Here is a 26,788-nt window from a genome sequence, read left to right on the forward strand (position 1 = left end):
TGGTGGTTTTTCTTTAAATCGCTCGTTGGTTAATTTCCTTTACATGAGGCAAAATATCTTTCTTCTTTTATTCGTTACCCTTTCCTTTCCCGCTTTTTCGGGGAATCAGATTAATATTCAAAAAGATAGGCGTGCGATGCGCTATATCGAAAAGGGGCTGAATGCTACTTACAATTTTGAATTTGATTTGGCGAATGATTATGCCGATTCTTTAGATGCCTACCTGGGCGAACACCCAACGGTATATCTACTGAAAGCGCGGGTACTTTTTTGGAAACAGAAATTTGTACCCGATGCCAATAAATTGGAAACGCAGTATGTACACCTTTTAGAACGAGGTATGGAATTGACTTTGGAGCTGCTGGCGAAATACCCTGAAAGTGCTGAGGCTAAATTTGCGGCCCTGACCTTTAATGGAATGTTTGCTGAATATTGGTTTGATGAGGGAAGCTCGATGAAAGCGATTAATTATGGAAAAGTGCTCTATAATTATGTGAAGGAGGGCTTCGGACTGATGGATCAGTTTCCGGATTTCTATTTTACTACCGGCCTGTATAATTTTTACAGAGTAAAGTTTCCTCAAAATAACCCCATATACCGTCCTTTTATGATGTTTTTTAAAAGTGGGGATATTGAATTAGGACTGGAACAAATGGCTTATGCCACCGAGAATGGCGTTTTTACAGCAGTGGAGGCGAGGCAGTACCTGTTTCATTTGCAGCTACGCTACGGAATGGATGCCAAAAGTGCTTTGCAGCAATCCCGGTATTTGATAACTCATTTTCCGAATAATCCCTATTTCCGTTGCATGTATCTGGAAAACCTGGCCTATTTAGAGAAAGAGGATGGACAAAGAATGGAGATGGCACGGGCGCTGACCCAGCAGAATATTTTATTGTATAAAGCGCCGGCTTACACCTTTATGGCGCGTTTTCTCTCAGAAGACAATCCAAAGGATCCACAGGTGAAAACCTATTTACTGGAGGCCGAAAAGTATTTTTTGAAGCAGGAGCATCCCTCTGACCACGGCTTATGCGTGACTTATATTGAGTTGGCTAAATATGCCGAGGCAACAGGGAATTCAGCGGATTTTAGCAAGTATAAAAAGCTGGCCATAAAATACAATAAATATGATATCGACAGCCGCTCTATAAATGCACTGTAGGGGAAATATCAACAGAAGTTTGATTGCAGAAAACTATCCTTATTTTTGTGCTTTGCAAGGCAGAAAAGACATATGAAAGACACCTATTTAACGCTGGCCGGAACATCAGAAGGTTTATATAAAGAAAAAGGAAGTAAATTTTTGGCATATGCTTACCCTATTAAAAAGGAGGAAGACGTCAAGGAAATTGTGGATGCCCTAAAAAAGCAGTACTACGATGCCCGTCACCACTGCTTTGCCTGGGTGTTGGGAAAGGAGGGCGAACGCTACCGGGCCAATGATGATGGAGAGCCGAATCACTCCGCCGGAGACCCTATTCTAGGTCAGATTCGTTCCAATAATCTGACCAATGTGTTGATTGTGGTAGTGCGCTACTTTGGAGGGACGAAGCTAGGAGTACCGGGCTTGGTGAATGCTTATCGAACTTCAGCGGCAGAGGCGATAGAAGAGGGGGAAATCGTGGAGAAAATCCTGACGATAGAAATTCCTTTTCGCTTTGAGTACTTGTCGATGAATGATGTAATGAAATTGATAAAAGAGTACGATTTGGAGATCGTAAAACAGGAGTTTGATAATGTTTGCGAGATGGAAATATCGGTTCGGGAGAAATTATTTGAGCAGGTGTATGCCAAATTGAAAGATATTGACGGTCTCTACTTATTAGAGGAAGAAGAATAAAAATGAGCTATAAAAAAAGGTCGTGATGTGCTCACGACCTTTTTTATTACCCTTATTTACCTTTAATAAAACGCTGGTTCCAGCATTTGTATCTTTCGGAAAATTTCCAGACAAATCCAGGCATCTGTGGCGGCATAATCAATTTGCTGAGGACTGTATTCCGCCTTCTCCCAATTGGAGGTTTGTTGGTTTTTAGAGATGCGAATCCCCAGGAAAATCGCGGATAGGTTTCTGGCGCCGGTTACTTTTAATCCCAAATTTTTTACTTCCACGGCTAAATCCACATATCCATTGGGTAAAATGTCTCCAATTTCCTTTAATCCGCGGATATCATCCGTTAAAGCAATGCCTACTTTGCAAATGTCCGGATTGGAAAGAAAGTCTGCCAGGCGCGCTGTCATGCCCGTTTGCTTTACCCTGATCAGATATACTTTTTCTTCTGTCGCAATTTGAATCAGAGCAATTCCGTTATTCTCACCCTTTCGGAAATTGGGTTTGGTCTCTGTATCAAAACCCACCACATTGTACTGTTCAATTTCCTTTAAGGCCTCCTGAAGTTCATCTTTTTCCGTGATATAGACTACTTCTCCCTCATATTTGGTTAACGGTAACTCGTTGACTTCTTCTTTACTTATTTCTTTTTGATACATAAAAGCTCACTTAATCGACTGCCACTACCGGCTCAGCCTTTTTGGCCGCATCCGGTTTAACGAACAAATACCCGAAAATGATTGTGACGAATGGACTTAGGATGTTAAAGAAGCAGTAAGGTAAATAGGCTAAAGTGCCTACTGATAATACTCCTGCCTGATACGCACCACAGGTATTCCATGGAATAAGTACCGACGTCACAGTACCGGAATCTTCCAGCGTTCTTGATAAAACTTCCGGAGCAATTCCCCGATTGCGATAAACATCCGCAAACATCCTGCCAGGCACCACTATCGAAAGGTATTGGTCAGAGGCAGTTACATTGAAAAATAAACAGGATCCGGCAGTGGCGGAAATCAAGCCACCAACTGAATTTACCTTACTAATAATAGCGGCAGTAATACGTTGCAATAGACCGGTAGACTCCATAATTCCTCCAAAAATCATGGCACACATAATCAGCCAGATGGTATTGAGCATCCCTTCCATTCCACTGGAAGTTAGCAGTTCATTGACTTGGGTATTTTCGGTGGTAATAGAGATTTCTGTAAACATGGATTTCATCAAGACACTATAAGGTGCTACCCAGGTGAAATCTTCTGTTCCGGCAACTTGTTGGATAACGGAGGGCTGGAAAATCCAGGCAAAAATACCTCCCAGCAAAGTACCGATTAATAGGGCAGGGATCGCAGGCACTTTTTTAAGGATCAATCCAATCACCATCACCGGTACCAAAAATAACCAGGGGGTGATGTTGAAAGTCTGATCAATACTCTCACGAATTGCTTCAATATTTCCGGCATCTGCATTAGAGGAATGCTGGAATCCTAAAATCAAGAAAATGATCAGGGTAATGATGATGGACGGGACTGTCGTAAACATCATGCTTCGGATGTGGGTAAACAAGTCCGTTCCCGCCATGGCAGGGGCGAGGTTGGTGGTATCCGACATCGGAGAAATTTTATCTCCGAAATAGGCGCCGGAAATAATCGCACCCGCAATCATGGGTTTATCAAAGCCTAAAGCGGAACCAATCCCCAATAAGGCAATACCAATGGTGGCAATCGTGGTCCAGGAGCTACCAATGGCAATGGAAGCAATGGCACAAATAATTACGGTGGCAAATAAGAAAATCTTTGGCGTCATGATGCCCAGTCCGTAATAGATCATGGAAGGGACAATCCCGCTCAATAGCCAGGTGCCCGAAAGAGAACCGATCAGAAGCAAAATCAAAATCGCCGGAAGGGAGGATTTGATACTTTGTACAATACCTTCCTGCATATCATCCCAGTTGTAGTGCAGGTTGACCCCGACTATGCCCGCTAATGCAGCCGCCAGGATTAGCGCAATCTGGTTAGGGCCATAGGTTGCATCGTCTCCGAAAATAAAAACGTTAGCGGCTAAAAGAAGAATTAATAGGCTTACAGGTATGAGGGCCTGAAGAAGGGATGGTGTTTTATAAGACTTTTGCTCCATCTATAGTATTTTTGTAATTATGTTATCCAAATAAAAACCCGTCGATAGGCGGGTGCAAAAAGCGTACGTTAATCAATTGATTAGTTTTGTTTTTTGGATAATCGGATAAATTTAACGAAATGTCATGAATAAGTTATACAAAGTAGCCATAATCGGTACCGGCAATGTAGCATGGCATTTGGCTCCTGCAATTGAAAATGCAGGTCATAAAGTAATGACGGTCTACGGCCGGGATGCCAGGCGTGGCGCCCAATTAATGAATCGACTTTATGGGGCTGAATGGAAGCCCGATCTCGACTTTTCAGACACAAAGGTAGACATTATTTTGATTTGTGTAAGCGATGATGCGATCTCTGAGGTGTCAAAAGAGATTATTTTGCCGGATGGAGCAATTCTAGCGCACACTTCGGGGGCAAAGCCCATGGAAGAACTTTCTTTTGCTGCAGCGGATGCACACGGAGTTTTTTATCCTTTGCAAACTTTTTCGAAGGGGAAAGAAATCGAGGTGGAAGAAATCCCCTTTTTAATTGAAGCTTCCTCGGATTGGGCCAGTCAAAAGTTGCTGAATTTTGCGGCTACGATCAGTCAAACGGTGAGGGCGATGGATTCTGCCCAAAGGCGATATTTGCACCTTTCCGCTGTATTTGCCTGTAATTTCTCCAATTTCATGATGCTGCGGGCTTCTCAGATCATGGAATCGCAGGGTTTGGACTTTGAATTGTTGCATCCCCTGATTGCCGAAACGGTGAATAAGACCCTGGAAATTGGCCCTAAAGCGGCCCAGACGGGTCCGGCCATCCGAAAGGATGTCCAAACATTGGAAGCGCACCTGGATTTGCTGGAAGATGATATGGACAAGGCCAAGGTGTACCGGGCACTGAGTCAGCAAATTATTGACGAGTGGCACCGCCCGAGTGAAGAAGAGGAGTGGGAATTATAAAACAGGATTGTTATGATAGGAAATAAACAGCAGCCATTAGCAGAACGCCTGCGCCCCCGAAATATTGATGAAATGGTGGGGCAGCAGCATCTGGTGGGCCCTAAAGGAGTATTGCGTCACTCGCTGGAAAGCGGCATGGTGCCTTCTTTGATCCTTTGGGGGCCTCCGGGCGTGGGGAAAACAACGCTGGCTCAAATTATGGCAGAGACGGTGAAAATGCCCTTTGCTACCCTGAGCGCTATTTCTTCCGGCGTAAAGGATGTCCGGGAGGTGATTGATAAGGCGCGCCGACAGGAAAAAACGCTGTTGTTTATTGATGAAATTCACCGCTTTAATAAGGGGCAGCAGGATGCGCTCTTAGGAGCAGTGGAGCGTGGACATATTACCCTGATTGGGGCGACCACCGAAAACCCTTCTTTTGAGGTGAATGGGGCTTTGTTGTCACGCTGTCAGGTGTACACCCTGAAATCTTTGGAAGAGGAAGACCTGAAAGGCCTGGTCAGAAGGGCGCTTTCGGAGGATAAAGTGATTGCCCCCAAAAATCTGGAGGTGGCAGAATATGAGGCTTTATTGTCTGTTTCCGGTGGAGATGCGCGCAAGCTGTTGAATTTAGTGGAGATCGTGGCTGATGCCTTGAAGGAAGGCGGGCAAATCACGAATGAGCTGGTCAAAAAGCTGGCCCAGCAGCGGATGGCCCTTTATGATAAGAATGCCGATCAGCATTATGACTTGGCTTCGGCCATGATTAAATCTATCCGGGGTTCAGACCCGAATGCGGCAGTGTACTGGATGTCCCGTATGATCAAGGGAGGAGAAGACATTAAATTTATTGCCCGCCGTTTGTTGATTTCTGCTTCAGAAGATGTAGGCATGGCCAATCCGACAGCCCTGGTGATTGCGACCAATGCTTTTCAGGCGGTGCAGGCCATTGGCTATCCGGAGGGAAGAATTATTTTGGCTCAATGTGCTGCCTATCTGGCTTCCAGCCCTAAAAGTAATGCGTCCTATATGGCGGTGAATAAGGCCATGCGCTTGATTGATGCCACCGGAGATCTCCCGGTGCCCTTGCATTTGCGTAATGCGCCTACTAAGTTCATGAAAGGGCAAGGGTATGGCAAAGGTTACAATTACAGCCATGATAATCCGGGAAATTTTGCCCCACAGGAATATTTACCTGAAGGACTGGAAGGTACGAAGCTTTATGATCCGGGTGATAACCAAAAAGAAAAGCATACCCGGGAGTGGCTGAAATACTGGTGGAAGGATAAGTATGGGTATTAGCCTGTGGATTCGGTCAATCGTGCTGTTTGAAAAGATAGCCCATGAAGGGTAAAAGGATTAATCCTGAAGTAGAGGCAGACTGTCTGTATTATTTACTTTTTTGGCCAACTGAGGCTCCTGTTCGAGAAAAGCACCATACTGGTTGATGATGTTCATAATGATTTCGCTATGTCCTAATTGATTTACCGCAAAGGGAGAGGGCTTCAAATGAGCCAAAAAAGCTTCTGCTTCCTCTGTTTCAATATTGAGTAATTTGGAAATGGCTTCCGGGCTGAAGTATTTGTTGAATTTTTGATTGGTTAATTGTTCCTGTTGTTCTTCATAAAGCACTTTTGCCATTTTTCGTTTCTCTTTCTCCCTTTTGCTGAATGCAGTATACATGGCTGTCATAGGGCTGGAGAGTGCTCCAAGGGCATATTCATAAGCTTTAGGGCTATGCGGTTTGTTTAATAGGGTATCGTCTTTTGCGGGAACTTTCATGTTAATACCCGGAATATAATAGGGTTCCGGTTTTTTTCGGAACATGGCGGAATTATCATAGGAGTAAATATTAACATTGGCCAATTTTTGCGTTTCTTCTACCAAACGGAATTTGGCACTGATAGCCTCCAGTTGGGTCCTGCTTAGGGTGATGGTATCCGTTTTATAGCCTAAAACCCGGAAACAAAGGGTGTCTCCCTGTTGTGCATTGATAGAGAAGAAGCCTATTTCATCCGAAACGGCTCCTTTTTTTTGAGAGATATTGACAATATGTGCAAAGGGAATACTTTCCTGATTGTTGGCATTGAGCAATTGGCCATGTAGAAAGGTCGGCAGAGGAGTGTTTTCCTGCGCTAAGGAAAGGGCTGGAAGAAAGAGAAGGAAGGAGAGTAGGAAAGCTTTCATCTTGCAAATATTGAAAAGCCGAAGGTAGTGGCTAATGCTCAGCAAGACAATTATTTAACTTTTATTAACAATGAAAAAGGGTGCCGAAGCACCCTTTCTGTTAAAATCTAATGGAGATTCCTATTTTTCCGGCAGTAACGGCTCTACCGCCTGCAAATTCCAAATTAATACCAAACTGGTCATTGAAATAATAGCGTCCACCTACCTGAAGGCCTAAGCCCAGTCCGGAAGTTCTGTTTCCGTAATAATCGTATGGGTAGTTCACAATTCTAAAGCCAACATTAGCACCTGCATAGAGGTCAAAGTTGGATGGAATATTCAATATGGTGTTGAAGTGATAATTAAAGCGTCCTACGATGCCGAAAGTATTTCTGCGGTAATATTTATCCTTATTATACTTTACATTTCTATTCGCCCAGGAAAGCTCTGCTTCAACAGACATATCGCGGTGAACTCCGTACTGAAAACTACCGGTAATCGGAATGCCATAATTGGCAAATCCTAATCCGAAGTTTAATTGTTTTCCCCCTTGTCCAAGTGGAGAATCAGCCTTAGCGGTTAATACTGTGAGCATTAACAACAAGCAGCATGTAATTAATTTTTTCATGTGAATTTATTTTCGGGGCGCAATAAATTCTTTCTCAGCTGCTTTTCAAAAAAAAACGGATTAAGATGTGATGAGTTTTTTCTTACAGGCGATAGGTTACCCCAACTCTTCCGCTGGATAATTGGTTTCCACCGTTCAGTTCCACGTTTACTCCCCAGTTTTGGTTGAAGAAATAACGACCACCTATTTGAAGGCCAAGGCCTATGCCTGAAGAGTGGCTTTTATGCCATTCATCCGTACCAGCAGGGCCTTCCCAGTGGTGGTTCCAGTTAACATAGCCAATATTAGCCCCGGCATATACATCAAAGTTGGAAGGTAGGCCGATTAATCGATTGAAATGGTAGTTAAAAGTTCCGGTGATCGAGAAGGAGTTGTAACGCCAGTAGTTATCGGAAAAAGAGCGATAACCTACTTCGAATCCTGCTGTCATGTCTTGATGAACACCAAAATCCATTCCCCCATAAACCGGGATGCCATTTCCTGAAAGGCCAAATCCTGCATTAATTTGCATTCCACCTTTAGGTAAGGAATTTTCTCCCTCTGTTTGAGGTTTAGCTTGTCCCATGGCAGTCAAGGATAGCGCTAGCGCCATAGAAAGAAAGAGTCCGAATAATCTCATAAGTTTAGTGAATTTTTGACTTAGGATTTATTTGCCTAAGCCCGAATCCGGAGTTTAGCCTCCGGAAGGTTGAATTGATAATATTTAACTAAAAAGTATTACACTTGAGGATAAGCCAGTAGGTCCGGGTCCAGATCTGTGAAATAGTCATCCCAAAAGAGGGTGTTATTCTCTACTTCATCCCTGACGACGGTGATGGCTTTATTTGCTCCTTTTTTAATTTGATAGGTAAGGGTTTCCGTATTATTGTAAATATCCCGAATGGTGATTTTGCCCATCATCAAATATTCGATGATCGTTTTAGTGACGGGAAAAAATACGCGCCCGAAACCTTCTTTCATCAGTATGCCCAGATAAAATATCTCTGCCATTTCAGGTCTGAGGAAGGCATTTTGTGGCTGGTATATTCCTACAGCCGTACCGTGGAGTTTTATAAGGTCTTGCTTTTTTATCAAAAGTCTGCAATCCATGAAGCAAAAAATTGAGTCTGAGCCCAAAGTTAAATAAAACTGTGGAATTAAGCATGTCGGAATGGGGTAAATAGCTATTCATTGGGAGTTGGTTTGGGGCTTTGGGTTGGGGGGGAGTTTGTTGGGCCTAAATAATGATTGCTTAGATTATCGTTTAGCAGCAAGGCTGGGAAAAGGAAGGGGTAGGCTATTATTTCCAATTTTCTGGTGGGGCACAGGAAAGAAGAGAAAGTAAGCTTTCCCAATTCGGGCAATTAAAAATCAAAAAAAAGTAACCGTAATGAATTGGCTGTAAGTTGATTTAGTGAAATTGGCGGGGAATGCATTCGGCGCAGCTGACTTTCGGGCATAAAAAAAGCAGGAGTTTCCTCCTGCTTCTATATTTTTCTGAGAATATATAATTATCCTACAGTGATACGCTTGAATGAAACTACAGTCATTCCTTTGTTCAAGCTATCCAAGTATTTAGCAACAGACATAGAGTTGTCCTTTACGAAATCCTGTGCCAACAAAGTGTTGTCCTTGAAGAACTTCTGCAATTTACCTTGAGCGATTTTGTCAACGATAGCTTCTGGCTTACCTTCTTTCAATGCGATCTCACGACCGATTTCCAATTCTTTAGCCTTAGTAGCCTCATCTACATCATCAGAGCTCAATGCGATTGGGTTCATTGCTGCAATCTGCATCCCTACATCTTTACCTGCAGTTACGTAGTCAGCTTCACCAACATTGGCCAAAGTTACGATTACACCCAATTTCTTGTTAGAGTGGATATAAGCAACAACTTTCTCACCAGTGATCACTTCGTAGTTCTTGATCACAATTTTCTCACCGAATTTACCGATAGTCTCTGTGATCTTCTCAGCTACAGTCATATCACCCAATGACAACGCCATGATACCTTCAACGTCTGCTGGCTTAGCCGCTGCAGCAGCATCCAAGATAGCATTACCCAAAGCCTGGTACTCGTCGTTGATCGCTACGAAGTCAGTCTCACATACTAAGCTTAAAGATACTACCTCAGTGTAATCCTCATTCGCTTTCACGAATACAGTACCTTCTGAAGTTTCGTTATCAGCGCGCTTAGCAGAAACTTTCTGACCTTTTTTACGAAGAACCTCGATCGCTTTGTCGAAATCGCCATCAGTTTCAACCAATGCCTTTTTACAATCCATCATACCGGCACCGGTCGCTTTTCTCAGCTCATTAACTTGTTTTGCTGAAATTGCCATTGTTAATATTATTTAGTGATCAATAAGAAATTTCTCTGCGAAAGTAATTGAATTTGTACAGATCTTCAATTACTTATCTAGATAAAAAAAATGAACACCTCCAACTACGCGAAGGCAGGGTGGTGTTCATTAATTTTATTTAATCCTAAGATTATTTTTCTTCAGCGTTCTCTGAATCAGCTGCTTTTTTAGCTTCCTCTTCTTTCTTACGCTCGTTCTCTTCTTTGTCTTTACGACGCTCGTTCAAACCATCTTCGATAGCTGAACCGATCGCCTTAGCAATGATAGAGATCGACTTGAATGCGTCGTCGTTACCAGGGATAGCGAAATCAACAGAAGTTGGATCAGAGTTAGTATCCACCAAACCGAATACTGGGATATTCAACTTTTGTGCTTCTTTCACTGCGATGTGCTCACGCTTGATATCGATGATGAACAAAGCTGCTGGAAGACGAGTCAAGTCAGCGATACCGCCTAATACACGCTCCAATTTGTCCTTCTCACGAGATACCATCAAACGCTCACGCTTCGCCAAGTTCATGTACTCTTCCGATTTCATCAACTTGTCGATAGAAGACATTTTCTTCAACGACTTACGAATAGTCGCGAAGTTGGTCAACATACCACCTAACCAACGCTCAGTTACGTAAGGCATTTTAAGGCGGCCTGCTTCTTCAGCGATGATGTCCTTAGCTTGCTTTTTGGTAGCAACAAACATCACTTTACGACCAGAACGAACGATTCCTTGAAGGGCGTTAGATGCTTCTTCGAGAGCCACCAAGGTTTTGTTCAAATCAATAATATGGATGCCATTACGCTCCATGAAGATATATGGAGCCATTTTTGGATCCCACTTTCTCGTTAAGTGTCCAAAGTGAACACCAGCATCAAGTAAGTCTTTATAAGTTAGTTGAATAGCCATTACTAAATCTTATATAGAAAATTTCAAATGTTTTAAAAAACGAAAACATTCGCCGAAGCAAAATATTAACGTTTCGAGAATTGGAAAGAACGACGTGCCTTACGCTTACCGTATTTCTTACGCTCGACCATACGTGGGTCACGAGTAAGGAATCCTTCTTTCTTCAATGCAGGACGATTCTCCTCATCGATTTCGCAAAGTGCGCGAGAGATAGCCAAACGAACAGCTTCCGCTTGTCCTTTGATACCACCACCGTACACGTTTACGTTAATGTCAAAGTTACCATCAACTTCAGAGATAACTAATGGTTGTTTTACGATCAATTGCAAGATCTCAGTTGGGAAATAAGTCGCCAATGGGCGCTTATTAACAGTGATTTCACCGTTACCAGCTTTTACATAAATTCTTGCGACTGAAGTCTTTCTTCTTCCTAAAGTGTTTACTACTTCCATGCTTCTTAGAATTTAATTTCTTTTGGTTGCTGTGCGTCGTGCTTGTGCTCAGCACCTTCGTAAACGAATAGATTGTGGAACAACTGACGGCCCAAACGATTCTTTGGCAACATACCTTTAACAGCACGCTCTACCAAGATCGTAGAAGACTTCTTAGTTTTTACCTCCATAGGAGTTTGCTTACGCTGACCACCTGGGTATCCAGTGTGACGAACATAAACTTTGTCAGTCCACTTGTTACCAGTCAAACGAACTTTGTCCGCATTGATTACGATAACATTGTCTCCACAGTCTACATGAGGAGTGAAAGATGGCTTGTGCTTACCACGAATCATTTTAGCAACTTCAGATGCCAAACGACCCAATACCATATCGGTAGCGTCAACAACAACCCATTCTTTTTCAACAGTCGCCTTGTTAGCTGATAGTGTTTTGTAACTTAAAGTATCCACTTTAGCTGAATTTTAATAATTATAAAATAATCTTAGATCCGAATTTCATCACTTCTTGCTGCATTGGTTTGGAAGCTCCTACGCAGTTTGATTACGTGAATCCTGTCGGCTTGAAACCCTTTTAAATCAGTGTAATACGGACTTGTACGTGCTAAGGTACGAGGTTTCGGTTCCTTAGGGGGCGGCAAGAATCTAAGGCGGTTTGGACTCAATCCACCCCAAAAGGAGTGCAAATATAGAAGAAAAATATTTACAAACCTAGGAAGATGAAACTGTATTTCAATATTTTAGATCCATTTACCCCTGAGCATCAATCGAATGCCCAGAGTGCTGGTCAAAAGTCGTGCTAAAAAAATGAAGTGACCTAAAAATGGAATTTGGTACAGCGGTCCTGTGTAAAGAAGAAGGAAGCAGAATATTGAGAAATCTCCGGTTTATATGGTTCTCCGAAAGGAATTTATATTTTGAATTGTTTGATGATACCCTAAGCGGGTAATTCATGCTTGAATCCTCGTTTAGCCGCAGGGCGTGAAAAATGAAGGAATTTTTTCTTCTTTCATTATTTCCCATGAAGCAGAATGAGGAAAAAGCAAGCTCGCTCAAATTTTGGCTATTAATCAATCAATAAACACAAGCTTTATGATTTTAGCATAAGCTTATTAAGGTGGTTTACCAAATTTGTCGGTGAATTATTCGGGCTAAAATAAGCCAGGAGAAAAGTGGGGGAAGTGGCATGAGAATTGAAAAGGCATAAAAAAAGAGCCGAAGCTCTCTTTTTGGGTTGGGGGAAGAAATGTTTTTATGGTTTTGACCAAATGGCATCTCCTCGGAAATTCACTTCGGGGAATTGGGATCCATCGGGTAATTCAATGATTAAGTCAGAAACCTGAAGGGTTATGACTGAAGTGCCATCAGTGGTGCCACTATATTGTTCTAAAGAATCAATGGTGATGGTAATATTTCCATTGTCTTGCATCCAGCTGCCAATGGCTACACTAATATCTTTAGGGTATATTTTGTTATCCTCATCCAGGATTACGGTCCGGTCATCCTTATCGCCCAGCAGTAAGTCGAGTGAGTCCCCATCAATTTCCACCGGAATTGAGATCAGCCCGCCAGTACCTGCAGGAACAGCTTCTCCATTAATTCCGGAAAGGTACCAGTCTCCGGCAGCAGAAGGGACGGAGGTATCTCCATTGTCATCATCAGAGCAGGAGGCGGCAAAAATGACCAAAAAGATGAACAGGAAATGTAGATTTTTCATAGTGTATTTTTGATTGTAGGGAAAACCGAAATCGGGAAAGGTAATAGGGGGATGCTTGCTTAGCACCTTCTATTTTCTTCACGAATAATTCTCGAAGTGGTTTAGTTTAACTAATTCTTTATTAGTTAATAAATGAAGTGGCGTAATAATTTTTTGTTGTTTTTTGATCCTTCTGCTGTTATGGGTGTACTGTAGAGGAAAGCTTATGGCGTTCATGAGCGGGGTTCTTTAGGGCATATTGAAATGCTCTTATTAAATTTTAAGCCGCGATCGGCTATTATTTGCAGAAGAGTTCCTATTTTCAACCCTTGAAAAATTGTATGCAATAATTCTTGTTATCAAGATAACCTTACATTAAATGTTTAATTACAGTAAAATTAATAATTACACCGGTTGGATCATTTTTGGAATTGCCACCCTGGTGTATTGGCTGACAGTGGAACCAACCGCCAGTTTTTGGGATTGCGGGGAGTTCATTGCCACCTCTTACAAGTTGGAGGTCTCTCACCCTCCGGGGGCACCATTTTTTATGTTGATCAACCGGATGTTCTCTTTCCTTGCGATGGGAGATCCGCTTCGAATTGCCTATTGGATTAATATTTCTTCGGTACTTTGCTCTGGATTTACCATTCTATTCCTATTCTGGAGTTTGACGATGTTGGGGCTGAAAATTTTGAAGGTTGATCGCGCAAAAGCCTCGCTGGAGCAAACGGTACTCATAATGGGTGGCGCTGCTGTGGGATCCTTGATTTATACTTTCTCTGATTCTTTCTGGTTTTCTGCTGTTGAGGCGGAGGTATATGCAATGTCCTCCTTATTTACCGCGGCCGTAGTTTGGATGATGTTGAAATGGGAATTCATTGAGGATGAGTCCGCTTCCTTAAGGTGGTTAATTATGATTGCCTATGTAATGGGGCTTTCTATCGGGGTTCACTTGCTGAACTTGTTGACCATTCCGGCTTTAGGGTTGATTTACTATTTTAAGAAGTATGAAGAGGCGACCATCAAAGGGGTTTTCATAACGCTGGCGGTGAGTTCTGTCATTCTGTTATTTATTAACGATATTATTATTCCTGGACTACCTACCTGGGCTGGGGATTTTGAATTATTCTTCGTCAATACTTTGAGCCTGCCTTTCGGTTCCGGAATTGTGAGCTTTATTGTTGCTTTTTTAGGGGCATTGATTTACGGGGTTTATTACTCTCAGAAAATGCAGAAGCCCATTCTGAATACTTTCCTGTTAGGGTTTGTATTCATTCTGATTGGTTATTCTTCTTTCAGTATCATCCCGATTCGTTCCAATTACAATCCTCCGATTGATGAGAACGACCCGAATAACATTGTATCTTTCGTTTCTTACCTGAAGCGTGAGCAGTACGGTACCCGTCCTTTGGGTTATGGGCAGTACTTTGATGCCGAGGTAGTGGGGACCGAAGTGGGTGCGCCGGTTTATGTGAAAGGAAAGGATAAGTATGAAATTGCAGATCATAAAATTGAATATCAATTTGACGATAAACGCAAAACGCTTTTCCCAAGAATATGGAGCAATAGCCCGCGCCACGTACAAGAGTATCAGAATATGCTGGGTTTACGTCCGGGAGAGCAGCCTACTTTCAGTGATAACCTGAGCTTCTTCTTCTCGCATCAGATCGGGACGATGTTCATGCGTTATTTTATGTGGAACTTCTCCGGGCGAGAAAGTGATATTCAGGGAGCGAGCTGGGTAGGGATTACAGATGCTTTTAAAGATTTACCTTCTACGATTAAGGATAACAAGGCGCACAATGTCTACTTCATGTTGCCGCTGATTCTGGGGCTATTTGGGGTGTTCTTTAATTTTAATAAAGACCCGAAGACCTTCTTTTTCTTATTGATTTTGTTCCTGATCACTGGTCTGGCTTTGGTGATGTTCCTGAACTCGCCACCTATTGAGCCGCGTGAAAGAGACTATATATATGTAGGGGCCTTCTACGTATTTGCCATGTGGTGTGGAATCGGGGTATTTGCCATTGCCGAATTATTAGGCAAGTTTACCAAAGGTGTTGCTACTCCGGCTTTAGCAACCGCACTTTGCCTGGTGGCGCCGGCGATTATGGCGCAGCAAAACTGGGATGATCATGATCGTTCCAATCGTTACTTCTCCGTAGATTCAGCTCGTAACTTCCTGGCAGGCTTGGCTCCGAATGCCATTATTTTCACCGGTGGTGATAATGATACTTTCCCATTGTGGTATGTTCAGGAAGTGGAGAATTTCCGTACCGATGTGCGGGTAATCGTATTATCTTACTTTAATACGGATTGGTACATTGACCAAATGAAGCGTAAAGCTTATGAGTCGGAAGCATTACCTTTTACTTTTGAAAAGGAACATTACCGTCAGGGTGGGCCGAATGATTATGCGGTTTATCAGGAGTTGCCTTCTGTGAAAAAGGGCGCGGCGATCAATGCCAAGCAATACATCAGCTTATTACGCAAGGGATCTAATCAGCTACAATTCCCTACTCGTAGTGGCGGGGTAATGAGTGTTGTTCCTTCCAAATCTATGTATTTTGATGTGGATACCTCTGAGGTGTTGAACAGTAATTTGGTGCCGGATAAGTTGAAGCCTTATGTGACGGATAAATTGGTGTGGTCTCTGAAAGGAAACGGCTTGGAGAAAAACACTATTATGCTGATTGATCTGATTACTAATAATAATTGGGAGCGTCCGATCTATTTTAATAATACATCGCTTTCCTCTATTGGAATTGATTTGTCCCACCATGTGGCGCAAGAAGGTAATGTTTATCGATTATTACCGATTGATTTCCCAGGGCAGCAGCAATCAGGGGAGTACTTGGTGGATACTGAAACCATGTACGATAACGTGATGAATAAATTTGCTTACCGTAGTCTGGATGACCCGAAAGTGTATTATGATGAGAACTACCGTAACTTTGTGCTTAATACCCGTTCGAATATTAATAGTCTGATCCTGGCCTTGTTGGAAGAGGGAGATGATGAGCGCGCTAAGGAAGTGATGAATGCCACCTTGGAGCGTATTCCGGATGAGGCGGTGCCTTATGATTATACTTCCATGCGAATGGTTAGATTCCTGTTGGCAGTGAATGAAAAAGCAAAAGCGATGGAAATTATCAAAGTGATGGGAGATCGGGCAATCGAAAACCTGGACTATAATGAGCGCATTGCCGGAGGTTTGGACCGCAGCACCCAGATGTCCATGATGGTGTTGGGAGAGTTTGTGAGAATTCTGAAGACCGAAAAGGAAGATGCCTTGGCGGTGGAAATGGATGAGAAATTAAGACACCATTACGCTCGCTTCGGCGGATAAAAAATAAATAATTGAAGAAAAGGCTCACCGGATGGTGGGCTTTTTTTTTGGAAATTTTTGACTTGCGGGAACTGTAACCCGAATTATTCACCGCCATATTTATTAACTGATCGCAAGTAATTTAATTTCAGTTCATTATAATTTATTTTTTTGATTTATAATAGCCCAAATTCGGGCAAGCTTGCTTTCTGCTCATTCATCTGTTTTGTTGGAAAAAACTCGAAATAGGAAACTATTCCATCATTTTTTCCGCCTTACAGCTAAACGAGGATTTAAGCATAAATAATTCGGGTGTAATATTCATGCACCATCCGAATGCTGCCCGCTTCCTCCATTTGTTGCATGACAGGAAAATTGAAGGAATTGTGGCCAGTAGTAGCCAGTGTTATTATACAGGAAGGGAAGAGGGGCTTAGTCAGGCAATTATTTTTTTGCCCGACGTAAAAGAGAGGGGCTTAGTTGTTTTGAGAGGGAGAGGAATAAGAGTGGCCTAAAAGCTGAGGAAGAGGAGCGGATGTAAGAAATAAATCCTTTAGAAAGAATGAACCCCGGACAAGGCCGGGGTTCAATCAAAAACAGGTGTATAAATTTTGTGCTACTTAAATTGCTTATGCATCTGTATATACTAAATGCGAAAGACAGGTAACCCTCCTTTTTGAAAAAAAATTAATTTATTTTCTCAGGCCTGGGCTGTAGCTTTTTACGGTCTCAATAAAACACTTCACTTTTTCCGGATCAATGTCCGGATAAACGCCGTGTCCGAGATTCGCAATGTGTCGGTCAGGGCCAAAAGTATCCAGCATGGTCTTGGTTTTAGCCTCTACAGTGGCAAAATCAGCATATAGCACGGCAGGGTCCAGATTTCCCTGAAGGGTTTTATTAGCTCCAATTAATTGGCGACTCTCCTGAATGTCCATATTCCAGTCCAGCCCAACGGTGTTGCAGTTTAATTGCCCAATGGCTTTTCTGGCGCCGTATGCTCCTTTGGCAAATACAGTGATGGGCACCTCCGTGATGGCATCACAGATTTGACGGATGTATGACAAGGCGAAAGTTTCATAGTGATCGTCAGGTAAGATTCCTGCCCAGGAATCAAAGACTTGCACCATGTCAGCTCCGGCGGCAATTTGTGCTTTTAGGTAAGTGATAGTGGTGTCAGTGATCATCTGCAATAACTGCTGCGCCATCTGAGGATCGGTATATAAAATTTTTCTCGCATTGGAGAATGTTTTAGAGCCGTGTCCTTCAATCATATAACAAAAAATCGTCCAGGGAGCACCTGCGAAACCAATTAGCGGAACGCGGCCGTTCAACTCTTTTTTGGTGATTTTTATGGCTTCTAATACATATCCTAAATCTGACTCCACATCTGCCACGCTTAATTTTTTGAGGTCGGCAGCACTCTTGACAGTCTCCGGGAACCATGGCCCCTTTTTCTCTACCATTTCGTAAGGCAGTCCCATGGCTTCAGGAACAACCAAAATATCTGAAAAGATAATGGCGGCATCCACCCCTAAAAGGTCAACGGGCTGAATGGTAACTTCTGCTGCCAATTCAGGTGTTTGAGCCAGCTCAATAAAACCGCTCACACTACTTCTTACCGCACGGTATTCCGGTAAAATTCTTCCAGCCTGACGCATTAGCCATACAGGCGTTCTTTCCGTTTTTTCCCCACGTGCAGCTCGTAGGATGAGGTCATTTTTAAGTTCCATAGCTATTTCAGAAATTTTCGATCGCAAATTTAGAGTTATTTGCTGTTTTTTAAGAGCAATACTCCGTAGAGTTTTGAGCTATTGTAAAAAAAATGGTGACCTGTATATTTGTATCGCCAAACACCAACATACTAAGTCACCATCAAGAGCATCGAAACACTCCTAGCGCAAATATTCCATAAAATGTTAGACATTAACAAATGGGAGAGGGATTTCATGATAGAAAATTTGAAAGGACTACTGTCTTTCCGTGGTCGTAATAATTTCACCAACATGAGTCGGTATCTGCGGTACAATGAGGCCACGATTAGATCATGGTATGAAAAATATTTCAATTACCTTTTTTTCAATATTGAGCTCATTAAGACACTTAAAGATGAATTGCGCATCATTGCCTTTGATCCAAGTTATGTTTCCAAAAGTGGTCAACTCACCCCAGGTTTAGGGTACTTTTGGTCAGGCTGCGATAATTCAACAAAAAGAGGTCTAGAAATTACTGGAATAGCAAGTGTTGGCCTCGAAAGTAAAACCGCAATGCATTTAGAGGCCCATCAAACCTTTAAGAGTGAGGACGAGTCATTTAATTTGCTGACCTTTTATGCCAATTTGATTTTGTCAAATGTTGAATTGTACAAGCAAGTATCAGATAGTGTGGTTGTTGATGCTTACTTTTCGCGCTTTACATTCGTCGATCCAATAGTAGAAAAAGGGTTTATTGTCATTAGTAAATTGGCTAAAAACGCATTTCTTCGTTACAGAAATACCGAACCACCTACCGGAAAAAGAGGGCGACCCAAGGTCTATGGAGAAAAAGTGAAATTTAATAATCTTGACCAAAGACACTTTACACTATGTTTCAAAAATGAAAACTCGGAGGCTTTCGAAGCAGAGGTTCATAGTAAAAGTCTTAAACGATGGATCAAGTGTGTGGTCGTCGTTACTGAGCTTGACAATGGGAAAACCAGACGAGAAATTTTATTCAGTACAGACATTAATCAAAGCGGTTCCGCAATAATTGAGCGTTATCGACTTCGATTTCAAATTGAGTTTCTATTTCGAGATGCCAAACAATTCACCGGTTTGACTCACTGCCAAGCAAGGAGTAAAAATAAGATACATAATCACATCAATATGTCCCTAACGGCGGTGTCCGTGGCAAAAGCGCTTCACTATTTTGATAATAAAACCGAAGAAAAGGAACCCTTCTCATTATCAAGTATTAAGATGCTATATTTTAATCGAAACTATATCCAAAGAATATTTAAAGGGTTCGGGATTGCCCCCGAACCGTACAATAATTCAGAGCAAATGCTCCAAATAGAGAGATTTGGCTGTATTGCGGCCTAATTCTTTACGGAGTATTGTAAGAGGTTCCCCACTTAATTTTTCTAAAGTAAAAATAGGTAAAGGGTGGGGGTGTTTTTGGATTGATTTTTGAAAATAGCTGTGTGATAGTTGTTTAGGTGTTTTTAGAGTGAGATAAATGAACTGGACGGAGCTTTTAGGTTATATGGCCATGGGATTGGCAGCATTTTCTTTTACATTCCGAAATTTGGTAACCCTGCGGAAAGTCAATATTTTTGCAGCCTTGATTTTTATTGTTTACGGCTTGTTGATTAAGGCCTTGCCGGTAGTGGGACTCAATGTGATTATTTTGGCATTGAATGTTTACGAGCTTTATCGCTTCTACTACAAGCAGGGACAGCATCCAGAAACTTATTCTTCATAAATGGATTATTCTGATTGGGTAGGATATATTGCAATGACACTCGTTGCGCTTTCTTTTACTTTTAAGGAAATACGGAAATTGCGGCTTATTAATTCAATAGGAGCTGTTTTCTTTGTGATTTATGGAGTGATGATTCAGGCCTACCCGGTGGTAGTCGTGAATAGTTTTATTGCCATTTTCAATATCTATCATCTTTTTAATGGGTCATCGCGTTCCTAAAAAGAATGCAAAAGCCCTATCGTTCAATAAAAAAGCGATATAATTTTTATATTTTTGCGGAAACTGAAGGAATGCCATGTTCGATAATTTAAGTACCAAATTAGATAAGGCCTTTAAAAACCTAAAAGGTCAGGGCAGTATTACCGAGATTAACGTTGCCACCACGGTAAAAGAAATTCGCCGTGCGTTGATTGATGCCGACGTTAACTTTAAGGTAGCAAAAGAGGTAACTGACGAAATTAAAAATAAATCCCTAGGACAGGATATCTTGATTTCCGTGTCTCCAGGTCAGATGTTGGTGAAAATTACTCAGGATGAGTTAACCAGCCTGATGGGGGGTACACAGGAAAATATCGTGTTGGAGGGAAATCCTGCGGTCATCCTGATTGCCGGTTTGCAAGGTTCTGGTAAAACTACTTTTACCGGTAAATTAGCTTCCCGCCTGAAGAAGGAAGGAAAGAGCGTTATGCTGGCAGCCTGTGATATCTACCGCCCTGCGGCGATTGACCAGCTGAAGGTTTTGGGAGAGCAGGTAGGTGTTGAAGTATATGCCGAGCCTGAGAATAAAAACGCGGTAGAGATTGCCCAAAAAGCGATTGCGGAAGCAAAAGCACAGAATAAAAAGGTGGTCATTGTCGATACGGCGGGTCGTTTGGCGGTGGATGAGCAAATGATGAATGAGATTGCAGCAGTAAAAGATGCAATTCAGCCATCAGAGACTTTGTTCGTTGTGGATTCGATGACCGGTCAGGATGCAGTGAATACTGCGAAGACTTTCAACGACCGTTTGGATTTTGACGGAGTAGTATTAACCAAGTTGGATGGTGATACCCGTGGTGGTGCGGCCATTTCAATCCGTAAGGTTGTAGAAAAACCGATTAAGTTTATCTCTTACGGAGAGAAAATGGATGCTTTGGATGTCTTCTATCCTGAGCGTATGGCCCAGCGTGTTTTGGGTATGGGTGACGTGGTTTCCTTAGTAGAGCGTGCGCAGCAGGCTTTTGATGAGGATGAAGCGAAGCGTATCAACCAAAAGATCCGCAAGAACCAGTTCAATTTTGAAGATTTCCTTTCTCAGCTAGCCCAAATAAAGAAAATGGGTAACCTGAAGGATTTGGTAGGCATGTTGCCCGGTGTAGGTAAAATGATGAAGGACATCGATATCGATGACGATGCATTTAAGCCTATCGAGGCCATTATTCTTTCCATGACCAAGGAAGAGCGTGAAAATCCGGAATTGTTGGACGGTAGCCGTCGCAGAAGAATTGCAAAAGGTTCCGGGACCACCGTTCAGGATGTGAATAAGTTGTTGAAGCAATTCAACGAAATGCGCAAAATGATGAAAACCATGAATAAATTGACGGGTTCTCGTCGTGGTATGGGATTGAGTAATTTGATGAAAAGATAAGTGAACTATTCGCTTTGAACCATATTTTGATTAGGCCCCTCCTCTTTGGTGGGGCTTTTTCTTTGGTGAAGGTTAATGAGTTTTTCCAGATTAATATTTTTGGTGAGGTGATACATGACTTCCTCGGTGGCTTTATAGCCAATATTGAATAGTTCTTGCGCCTGATTAAAGTCAAAAGTGCCATATTTTCGGGCATCAATAGGATCAATGACCAGATCACATTCATCCATCCGGTCTTTCACCGTTTGCCAGATAGCGAGCCGGTATACCCGCTCCGCCACAGATTTGATGCCACTAACTTGCGGGACTTTGAGGTTGTGATTTACATGAACGCCGATCGTGCGGTTGGCATGTTCCAGTAAAGGTTCCACCGGCAGGTTATTGGTCAGGCCTCCATCTACAAATTGCTCGTTATTGATCGTCACCGGAGGGAATAAAACCGGAATAGAGGCGGAAGCTTTTACCCAGTCCATTAGAGGTCCCGAGGAGACAATTTTCGAATTTCCCGTAGACAAATTACTCACGCAGATATGTAAGGGCATTTTTAAGCCTTCAAAAGAATTATGGGGAATATACTCCAGTATCTTTTCCTCTAAATAATCCAGCGGCAGGAGTCCGGTCTTTAATAACCGCCATCGAAACATATTGATAAACCTGCGCTCACTCACAATTTCTAATATTTGTATCGGCCGAATACCTTCACAGTATAATGCACCAACAATGGCCCCCATACTGGTGCCTGAAACTCTTTTTACGAAAATTCCATAGTCTTCCAGAGCTTGTAATACTCCAATATGAGCAATTCCTCTTGCGCCTCCCCCACTCAAAGCGATCCCTACTTCAATGTCTGCGGGTATGAGCATTGGTAAATTTTTTTATTTGGTTGAGCAATATAAAATCAGAAGCAAAAAAAAAGCGCAACCCAGAGGTGCGCTTTTATATATGAAAATAAATATTATTAACGATAAAGCACTTCCTTAATAGCTTTAACGGTTTTTTCTACATTAGGGACGGTCGCTTCCAATAATGATTTTGCATAAGCCACCGGAACGTCTTCAGAAACTACTCGGGTAACAGGAGCGTCCAAATAGTCAAAAGCGTTTTTAGATACGTGGAAAGCAATTTCTGAGGAGATAGAAGCCAATGGCCATGCCTCTTCCAGTACCACCAAACGATTGGTTTTTTTCACAGAAGTAATGATGGTCGCCCAGTCAATAGGACGAACAGTGCGCAAATCGATCACTTCTACATTAATGCCTTCTTTCGCCATTTCTTCAGCAGCCTGAATCGCTACCTTCATCATTTTACCGAAAGAACACAAGGTAATATCTGTACCTTCTTTTACAACATTAGCCGTACCGATTGGAATCAGGTACTCGCTCTCAGGCACCTCTCCTTTGTCACCGTACATTAATTCTGACTCCATGAAGATCACCGGGTCATTGTCACGGATAGAAGATTTTAAAAGTCCTTTAGCATCCTTTGGGTTAGAAGGAACCACCACTTTCAATCCAGGTGTGTTGGCATACCAGTTTTCGAAGTTTTGCGAGTGCTGAGCAGCCAATTGGCCTGCATTACCCGTTGCTCCACGGAAAACGATCGGCACATCTACTTGTCCACCGGACATCGACTTCAATTTTGCAGCAGAGTTGATAATCTGGTCAATTGCTACCAAAGAGAAGTTGAAAGTCATGAACTCAATAATCGGACGGATGCCATTCATGGCAGCACCTACCCCCAGACCGGTAAATCCTGCTTCCGTAATTGGGGTGTCAATGACACGTTTTGGTCCAAACTCGTCCAGCATTCCCTGGCTCACTTTATAAGCACCATTGTATTCGGCCACCTCTTCTCCCATTAGGAAGATGGTTTCATCGCGACGCATTTCTTCGCTCATCGCCTCACGTAGTGCTTCTCGAAACTGGATTTGTCTCATGGTTATTATTTTGAATTAGGTTATTGTGCATTGTTTGTTAAATACCCTGGCGGGTAATGTGGCGTAAAAATAAGCGAAATGGAATGAAAAAAAAATATTCTCCCTTTGATAATAAAAAACCCTCAACCGAATGGCTGAGGGCTTTGTTAATATTGCTGAAACAGCGAAAATTCGCCTTATTTCAATGCGTTACGGAATGCTTCAGAAGCAGAGAATTTAGAGAATTCTAAATCGTTAACCGCCTTTTTGGCCATCTCTGGCTCAGCAGCTACTGACTTCTTCAAAGCCGCGATAGCAGCATCTTCTTTACCTGCACGAGCGTTAGCAATGGCTTCGCCATAGAATGCAGCAGCAAAGTTGCTGTCTTTCTCAGCAGCTTCCTGGAAAGAAACTACAGCAGCGTCATATTGCTTGTTCAATAGCTGAGCCAAACCTTTGTTGTAAAGGTTAGCAGCAGCGTCATCAGCATTTGCCAAAGAAGCTACAGCATCAGCATATTTTGCACGCTTGATCTCCAAAGCAGCTTTCACACCAGCCAAAGATTTTGCGTTTTCTGACTCAAGACCCATAGCGTAAGCTTTCTCAATCAAGTTGAAAGCTTTCACGTCGTCACCAGCCAAATAAGCAGCAACCGCCATGTTAGCAGTAGCTTCAGCAGTTTCTTGCTTGCGGTTAGACAATTCGAACTGCGTCATTGCTTTCTCTACCATCTCAGCGCGAGCAGAACCTTCTGCTTCAGCAGCTGAAGCCAAGTAAGCAGCACCCAAGTTGTTGTGCGCAATGTGGCTATCCGCTTTCTTAGTGGCAGCAGCGTAGATAGCTTCTTTCTCAGAAACTGAAGGAGTCAAAGTAGCAGAGTACATTAACTCTTCCAAGCTCAAAGTATCAGCGTTTACACTGTTGTTTTGGATTTGCTTAGACAAAGTAGCGATTTCTGCATCTGTTTTCTTTTCTTTTACAGTCAGGATCTCAGTTTTTGCAGTACGCAACTTAGGATAAACATCCTTGAATACTTTGCGGTATCCGTTAACTTTTTGCATTTGCTTCTCTTTCTCTTCGAAAGAACCTGCACCGTTAACGATAGACAACAATTCAGACTTCACTGAAGCGTCTACGCCATCATAAGCTTCCAATTCTTTTTTGAATTCCGCCCAATCGTCTACTACTGGCTTCAATACGAATTTGATAGAATCCGCAGTGCCTTTGTAGTCGTAACGCTTCATCAATTTGCGGTATTCTTTCTCGATTACCGTTGCACGATTCTCCGCCAAGCGAGAGTTATTGCGCTCAGTACCCTCTGGTGAGTGAGTACCAGTAATGATTACCGTACGGGTTACGTTTTTGTCTGCTACGAAAGCATCCAAGAACTTACCACGCTCAGAAGTTTTCTCTGACCAACGCAATACAGAAGAACCCTGAGTAAAGAAGAACTCAACGTTTGTTGGGATCAATTCCTCTTGGTTGTTGTATCCGTGGAACAAGTAAGCAGGAGCGTATACATCTTCTACCAATTGAGAAGTAGTAATAACACCTTTAGCTACTGGAAGAACCGGACCTTCCTTAATTTTATTCTTCTTAGGGTCGACAGCCTTACCTGCGATCGCCAACTCACCAGAAGACATTTCATCATTGTAAGCAAAAGCGAAAGACTCAGACAAACGTGGGTTCTGATCTTTTTTATCAGCCCAGTCATCACCTTTCAAAGTGACAGCGCTTAGTGTTTCAGACTTCTCACCGTAATTGTAAGATGGCTCCATCTGATACTCTAGGCCTGGCTTTAACATTTTAACAGGCAAAACTGCTGACATTTCGAATTGTACAGTATCTGCATGAACCTCCAATGGGTTCGGAGTTACTGTCAATTCCTGGTCTTTTGCCATTTTAGCCATTTTGTTCAAAGAACAACCTGACATCATCATGGCGCCTAGTACGGCGGCAGGAAAAACAAGCTTTCTCATTTCTATCTTCGTTTAATTATAAAGGTTGCATTCGTGCGAAAATATCGGTATATGCTTACTATTGCAATAATAGTAAAAAAAAATCATCTTGATTGTAACTTTTATCTTTACCAACCGAATATCGCATTAGATATCAGCCAATAAAAAATGAAAAAAATACAATACTTCATAGAAGATTATGCATTTGGAGTCTGCACTTCCATCGCCCAAAAAATGGGGATTTCCGTTTTCAGCGTTCGACTAAGTTTTATGTATCTTTCTTGTCTTACCGCTGGATCTCCATTAGTGCTTTATCTTATCCTTGCTTTCTGGAAAAATATTCGCAGAAATTTAAGAAGGCACAATAATCCAATAATTTATGCCTGAATTTAAATTAATTTCACAAATCTTTAAAACTTTTTTTACCTTTTAAATAATACAAAAGGACAATCGATTTTGGAAGAATCAAATCCAAACATGCCTTATTGCTTCTTTTAAGGTTTTTTCTTTTGGACTGCCACTTGGGTAATCGGGACCAAAAGTACCACTGTGCTCGATAAACGGCCATTGCGTCGGCCCTCGAGTCAAAAAACAGGAATTTGGTGGCGGCCACCACATCGAGTAGGGATCGAAGACACAATTTTTGTATAAGGTGCCTGCGCCTCGTGTTTTTATAGAGGGTAATGAGTGAATTGCGGAAATTGAGGTAGGTTTTACGTGGGTTTGATTTGGGTAAAGTTCCTCCACCAACATGATATACTTTTGATTCTCCGTGATAGAACACTTCGTAGCCCGCATTGTTCATCCTCCAGCAAAGATCGATCTCTTCCATATGGGCGAAATAGTCCTCATCAAATCCATTGAATTCATGGAAGGTCCTGGATCTCAAAAACATACAACATCCTGTTGCCCAAAAAACCTTTCGAATATCATCATACTGATGCTCATCCTCCTCTAAAGTATCGAACAGCCTTCCCCTGCAAAAAGGATAACCTAAATAATCAATGTAACCCCCTGCCGCTCCGGCATATTCAAAAGTTATCCGATTGTGATAGGCCATTATTTTGGGTTGGCAGGCAGCGACTTTAGGGTGTTCCTCCATAAAGGAAATAATGGGCGTGAGCCAGCCTGCTGTTACTTCTGCATCAGAATTGAGCAGTACGTAATAGTCCGCGTCCACGTGCTTCAATGCATCATTATAGCCTTTGGCGAACCCGCCGTTTTCCTTATTAATGATCAGTCTTACCTGCGGAAAAGTTGCTTGCATGAAAGCAACAGAGTCATCGGTAGACTGGTTGTCAGCCACAATGACCTCGGCGCCTTCGGCATGCTGAAGTACGTTGGGTAAGAATTTGTTAAGGAAGGTTCGTCCGTTATAGTTGAGGATGACAATGGCTACAGATGCAGTCATGAAAAGAAGCG

General features: G+C 42.4%; 25 protein-coding genes. 9 read left to right on the forward strand and 16 right to left on the reverse strand.

Annotated elements, in window-relative coordinates:
- The first annotated feature begins 43 nt into the window (after nt 1-43).
- Both AAA970_RS01830 and AAA970_RS01835 read left to right on the forward strand, forming a co-directional pair.
- Complete coding sequence (locus AAA970_RS01830; RefSeq protein ID WP_338235769.1) at nt 44-1,165, forward strand: hypothetical protein; 1,122 nt, start codon at nt 44-46, stop codon at nt 1,163-1,165.
- Between the two features lie 72 nt (nt 1,166-1,237).
- Nucleotides 1,238-1,843 carry a YigZ family protein gene (locus tag AAA970_RS01835; RefSeq protein WP_053406058.1) on the forward strand — a complete coding sequence of 202 codons (606 nt, stop codon included), beginning with the start codon at nt 1,238-1,240 and terminating at the stop codon, nt 1,841-1,843.
- 62 nt (nt 1,844-1,905) lie between these two features.
- Here the strand turns inward: AAA970_RS01835 and AAA970_RS01840 are convergent, their stop codons facing one another.
- Nucleotides 1,906-2,493, reverse strand: coding sequence for a 3'-5' exonuclease (locus tag AAA970_RS01840; protein WP_053406057.1), 588 nt, complete (start codon nt 2,491-2,493; stop codon nt 1,906-1,908).
- 10 nt (nt 2,494-2,503) lie between these two features.
- Nucleotides 2,504-3,970, reverse strand: a complete 1,467-nt coding sequence (gene nhaC / locus AAA970_RS01845) for a Na+/H+ antiporter NhaC (protein ID WP_338235770.1) — start codon at nt 3,968-3,970, stop codon at nt 2,504-2,506.
- Nucleotides 3,971-4,094: 124 nt separating this feature from the next.
- Between nhaC and AAA970_RS01850 the strand changes: the two genes are divergently transcribed.
- Both AAA970_RS01850 and AAA970_RS01855 read left to right on the forward strand, forming a co-directional pair.
- Entirely contained in the window at nt 4,095-4,910 is an 816-nt protein-coding gene (locus AAA970_RS01850) for a Rossmann-like and DUF2520 domain-containing protein (protein ID WP_338235771.1), read from the forward strand.
- 12 nt (nt 4,911-4,922) lie between these two features.
- The gene (locus tag AAA970_RS01855) at nt 4,923-6,191 is read left to right on the forward strand and encodes a replication-associated recombination protein A (protein WP_338235772.1); all 1,269 of its coding nucleotides are present in this window, start codon (nt 4,923-4,925) and stop codon (nt 6,189-6,191) included.
- 57 nt (nt 6,192-6,248) lie between these two features.
- Here AAA970_RS01855 and AAA970_RS01860 read toward each other — a convergent pair whose 3' ends face one another.
- The 9 genes from AAA970_RS01860 to AAA970_RS01900 form a co-directional block, all read right to left on the reverse strand.
- Nucleotides 6,249-7,076: a carboxypeptidase-like regulatory domain-containing protein gene (locus AAA970_RS01860; protein ID WP_338235773.1), complete on the reverse strand. Its 828-nt coding sequence runs from the start codon at nt 7,074-7,076 to the stop codon at nt 6,249-6,251.
- Nucleotides 7,077-7,176: 100 nt separating this feature from the next.
- Nucleotides 7,177-7,683 (reverse strand): outer membrane beta-barrel protein, encoded by a 507-nt coding sequence (locus AAA970_RS01865; protein ID WP_063790773.1) that lies wholly within the window; start codon nt 7,681-7,683, stop codon nt 7,177-7,179.
- An 82-nt stretch (nt 7,684-7,765) separates the two neighbouring features.
- Complete coding sequence (locus AAA970_RS01870; RefSeq protein ID WP_338235774.1) at nt 7,766-8,302, reverse strand: outer membrane beta-barrel protein; 537 nt, start codon at nt 8,300-8,302, stop codon at nt 7,766-7,768.
- Nucleotides 8,303-8,400: 98 nt separating this feature from the next.
- A complete protein-coding gene (locus AAA970_RS01875; RefSeq protein WP_338235775.1) occupies nt 8,401-8,772 on the reverse strand; it encodes a hypothetical protein in 372 nt (123 codons plus the stop codon).
- A 401-nt stretch (nt 8,773-9,173) separates the two neighbouring features.
- Entirely contained in the window at nt 9,174-10,004 is an 831-nt protein-coding gene (gene tsf / locus AAA970_RS01880; RefSeq protein ID WP_053406047.1) for a translation elongation factor Ts, read from the reverse strand.
- A 151-nt stretch (nt 10,005-10,155) separates the two neighbouring features.
- A complete protein-coding gene (rpsB, locus tag AAA970_RS01885; protein WP_060685320.1) occupies nt 10,156-10,926 on the reverse strand; it encodes a 30S ribosomal protein S2 in 771 nt (256 codons plus the stop codon).
- A 65-nt stretch (nt 10,927-10,991) separates the two neighbouring features.
- The gene (rpsI, locus tag AAA970_RS01890) at nt 10,992-11,378 is read right to left on the reverse strand and encodes a 30S ribosomal protein S9 (protein WP_053406045.1); all 387 of its coding nucleotides are present in this window, start codon (nt 11,376-11,378) and stop codon (nt 10,992-10,994) included.
- 5 nt (nt 11,379-11,383) lie between these two features.
- Entirely contained in the window at nt 11,384-11,830 is a 447-nt protein-coding gene (rplM, locus tag AAA970_RS01895; RefSeq protein ID WP_053406044.1) for a 50S ribosomal protein L13, read from the reverse strand.
- Nucleotides 11,831-12,629: 799 nt separating this feature from the next.
- On the reverse strand, nt 12,630-13,094 hold the full coding sequence (locus tag AAA970_RS01900) for a hypothetical protein (RefSeq protein ID WP_053406043.1): 465 nt from the start codon (nt 13,092-13,094) through the stop codon (nt 12,630-12,632).
- 358 nt (nt 13,095-13,452) lie between these two features.
- Between AAA970_RS01900 and AAA970_RS01905 the strand changes: the two genes are divergently transcribed.
- Nucleotides 13,453-16,425 (forward strand): glycosyltransferase family 117 protein, encoded by a 2,973-nt coding sequence (locus AAA970_RS01905; protein ID WP_338235776.1) that lies wholly within the window; start codon nt 13,453-13,455, stop codon nt 16,423-16,425.
- Between the two features lie 671 nt (nt 16,426-17,096).
- Here the strand turns inward: AAA970_RS01905 and hemE are convergent.
- Complete coding sequence (gene hemE, locus AAA970_RS01910) at nt 17,097-18,137, reverse strand: uroporphyrinogen decarboxylase (protein ID WP_338235777.1); 1,041 nt, start codon at nt 18,135-18,137, stop codon at nt 17,097-17,099.
- A 183-nt stretch (nt 18,138-18,320) separates the two neighbouring features.
- On the opposite strand from hemE, the gene AAA970_RS01915 reads away from it, so the two are divergent.
- The 3 genes from AAA970_RS01915 to ffh all read left to right on the forward strand — a co-directional run bounded on the left by AAA970_RS01915 (nt 18,321) and on the right by ffh (nt 21,493).
- Nucleotides 18,321-19,484, forward strand: coding sequence for a transposase (locus tag AAA970_RS01915; protein ID WP_338235692.1), 1,164 nt, complete (start codon nt 18,321-18,323; stop codon nt 19,482-19,484).
- Between the two features lie 136 nt (nt 19,485-19,620).
- Complete coding sequence (locus tag AAA970_RS01920) at nt 19,621-19,866, forward strand: YgjV family protein (RefSeq protein WP_053406040.1); 246 nt, start codon at nt 19,621-19,623, stop codon at nt 19,864-19,866.
- 295 nt (nt 19,867-20,161) lie between these two features.
- Nucleotides 20,162-21,493: a signal recognition particle protein gene (gene ffh, locus AAA970_RS01925; RefSeq protein ID WP_053406038.1), complete on the forward strand. Its 1,332-nt coding sequence runs from the start codon at nt 20,162-20,164 to the stop codon at nt 21,491-21,493.
- 5 nt (nt 21,494-21,498) lie between these two features.
- On the opposite strand, the gene AAA970_RS01930 is transcribed toward ffh, so the two are convergent.
- The 3 genes from AAA970_RS01930 to AAA970_RS01940 form a co-directional block, all read right to left on the reverse strand.
- The gene (locus AAA970_RS01930) at nt 21,499-22,356 is read right to left on the reverse strand and encodes a patatin-like phospholipase family protein (RefSeq protein ID WP_053406037.1); all 858 of its coding nucleotides are present in this window, start codon (nt 22,354-22,356) and stop codon (nt 21,499-21,501) included.
- Between the two features lie 95 nt (nt 22,357-22,451).
- Nucleotides 22,452-23,429: a pyruvate dehydrogenase complex E1 component subunit beta gene (locus AAA970_RS01935; protein ID WP_338235778.1), complete on the reverse strand. Its 978-nt coding sequence runs from the start codon at nt 23,427-23,429 to the stop codon at nt 22,452-22,454.
- Nucleotides 23,430-23,605: 176 nt separating this feature from the next.
- Nucleotides 23,606-25,387, reverse strand: a complete 1,782-nt coding sequence (locus AAA970_RS01940; RefSeq protein ID WP_053406036.1) for a tetratricopeptide repeat protein — start codon at nt 25,385-25,387, stop codon at nt 23,606-23,608.
- A 147-nt stretch (nt 25,388-25,534) separates the two neighbouring features.
- Here AAA970_RS01940 and AAA970_RS01945 point away from each other — a divergent pair, with 147 nt between their 5' ends.
- Nucleotides 25,535-25,753, forward strand: a complete 219-nt coding sequence (locus tag AAA970_RS01945) for a PspC domain-containing protein (protein ID WP_072159071.1) — start codon at nt 25,535-25,537, stop codon at nt 25,751-25,753.
- Between the two features lie 13 nt (nt 25,754-25,766).
- Here AAA970_RS01945 and AAA970_RS01950 read toward each other — a convergent pair whose 3' ends face one another.
- Nucleotides 25,767-26,777, reverse strand: coding sequence for a glycosyltransferase family 2 protein (locus tag AAA970_RS01950; protein WP_338235779.1), 1,011 nt, complete (start codon nt 26,775-26,777; stop codon nt 25,767-25,769).
- Nucleotides 26,778-26,788: the final 11 nt, after the last annotated feature.

This window comes from Persicobacter diffluens (assembly GCF_036244895.1).
Lineage (GTDB): Bacteria > Bacteroidota > Bacteroidia > Cytophagales > Cyclobacteriaceae > Persicobacter > Persicobacter diffluens.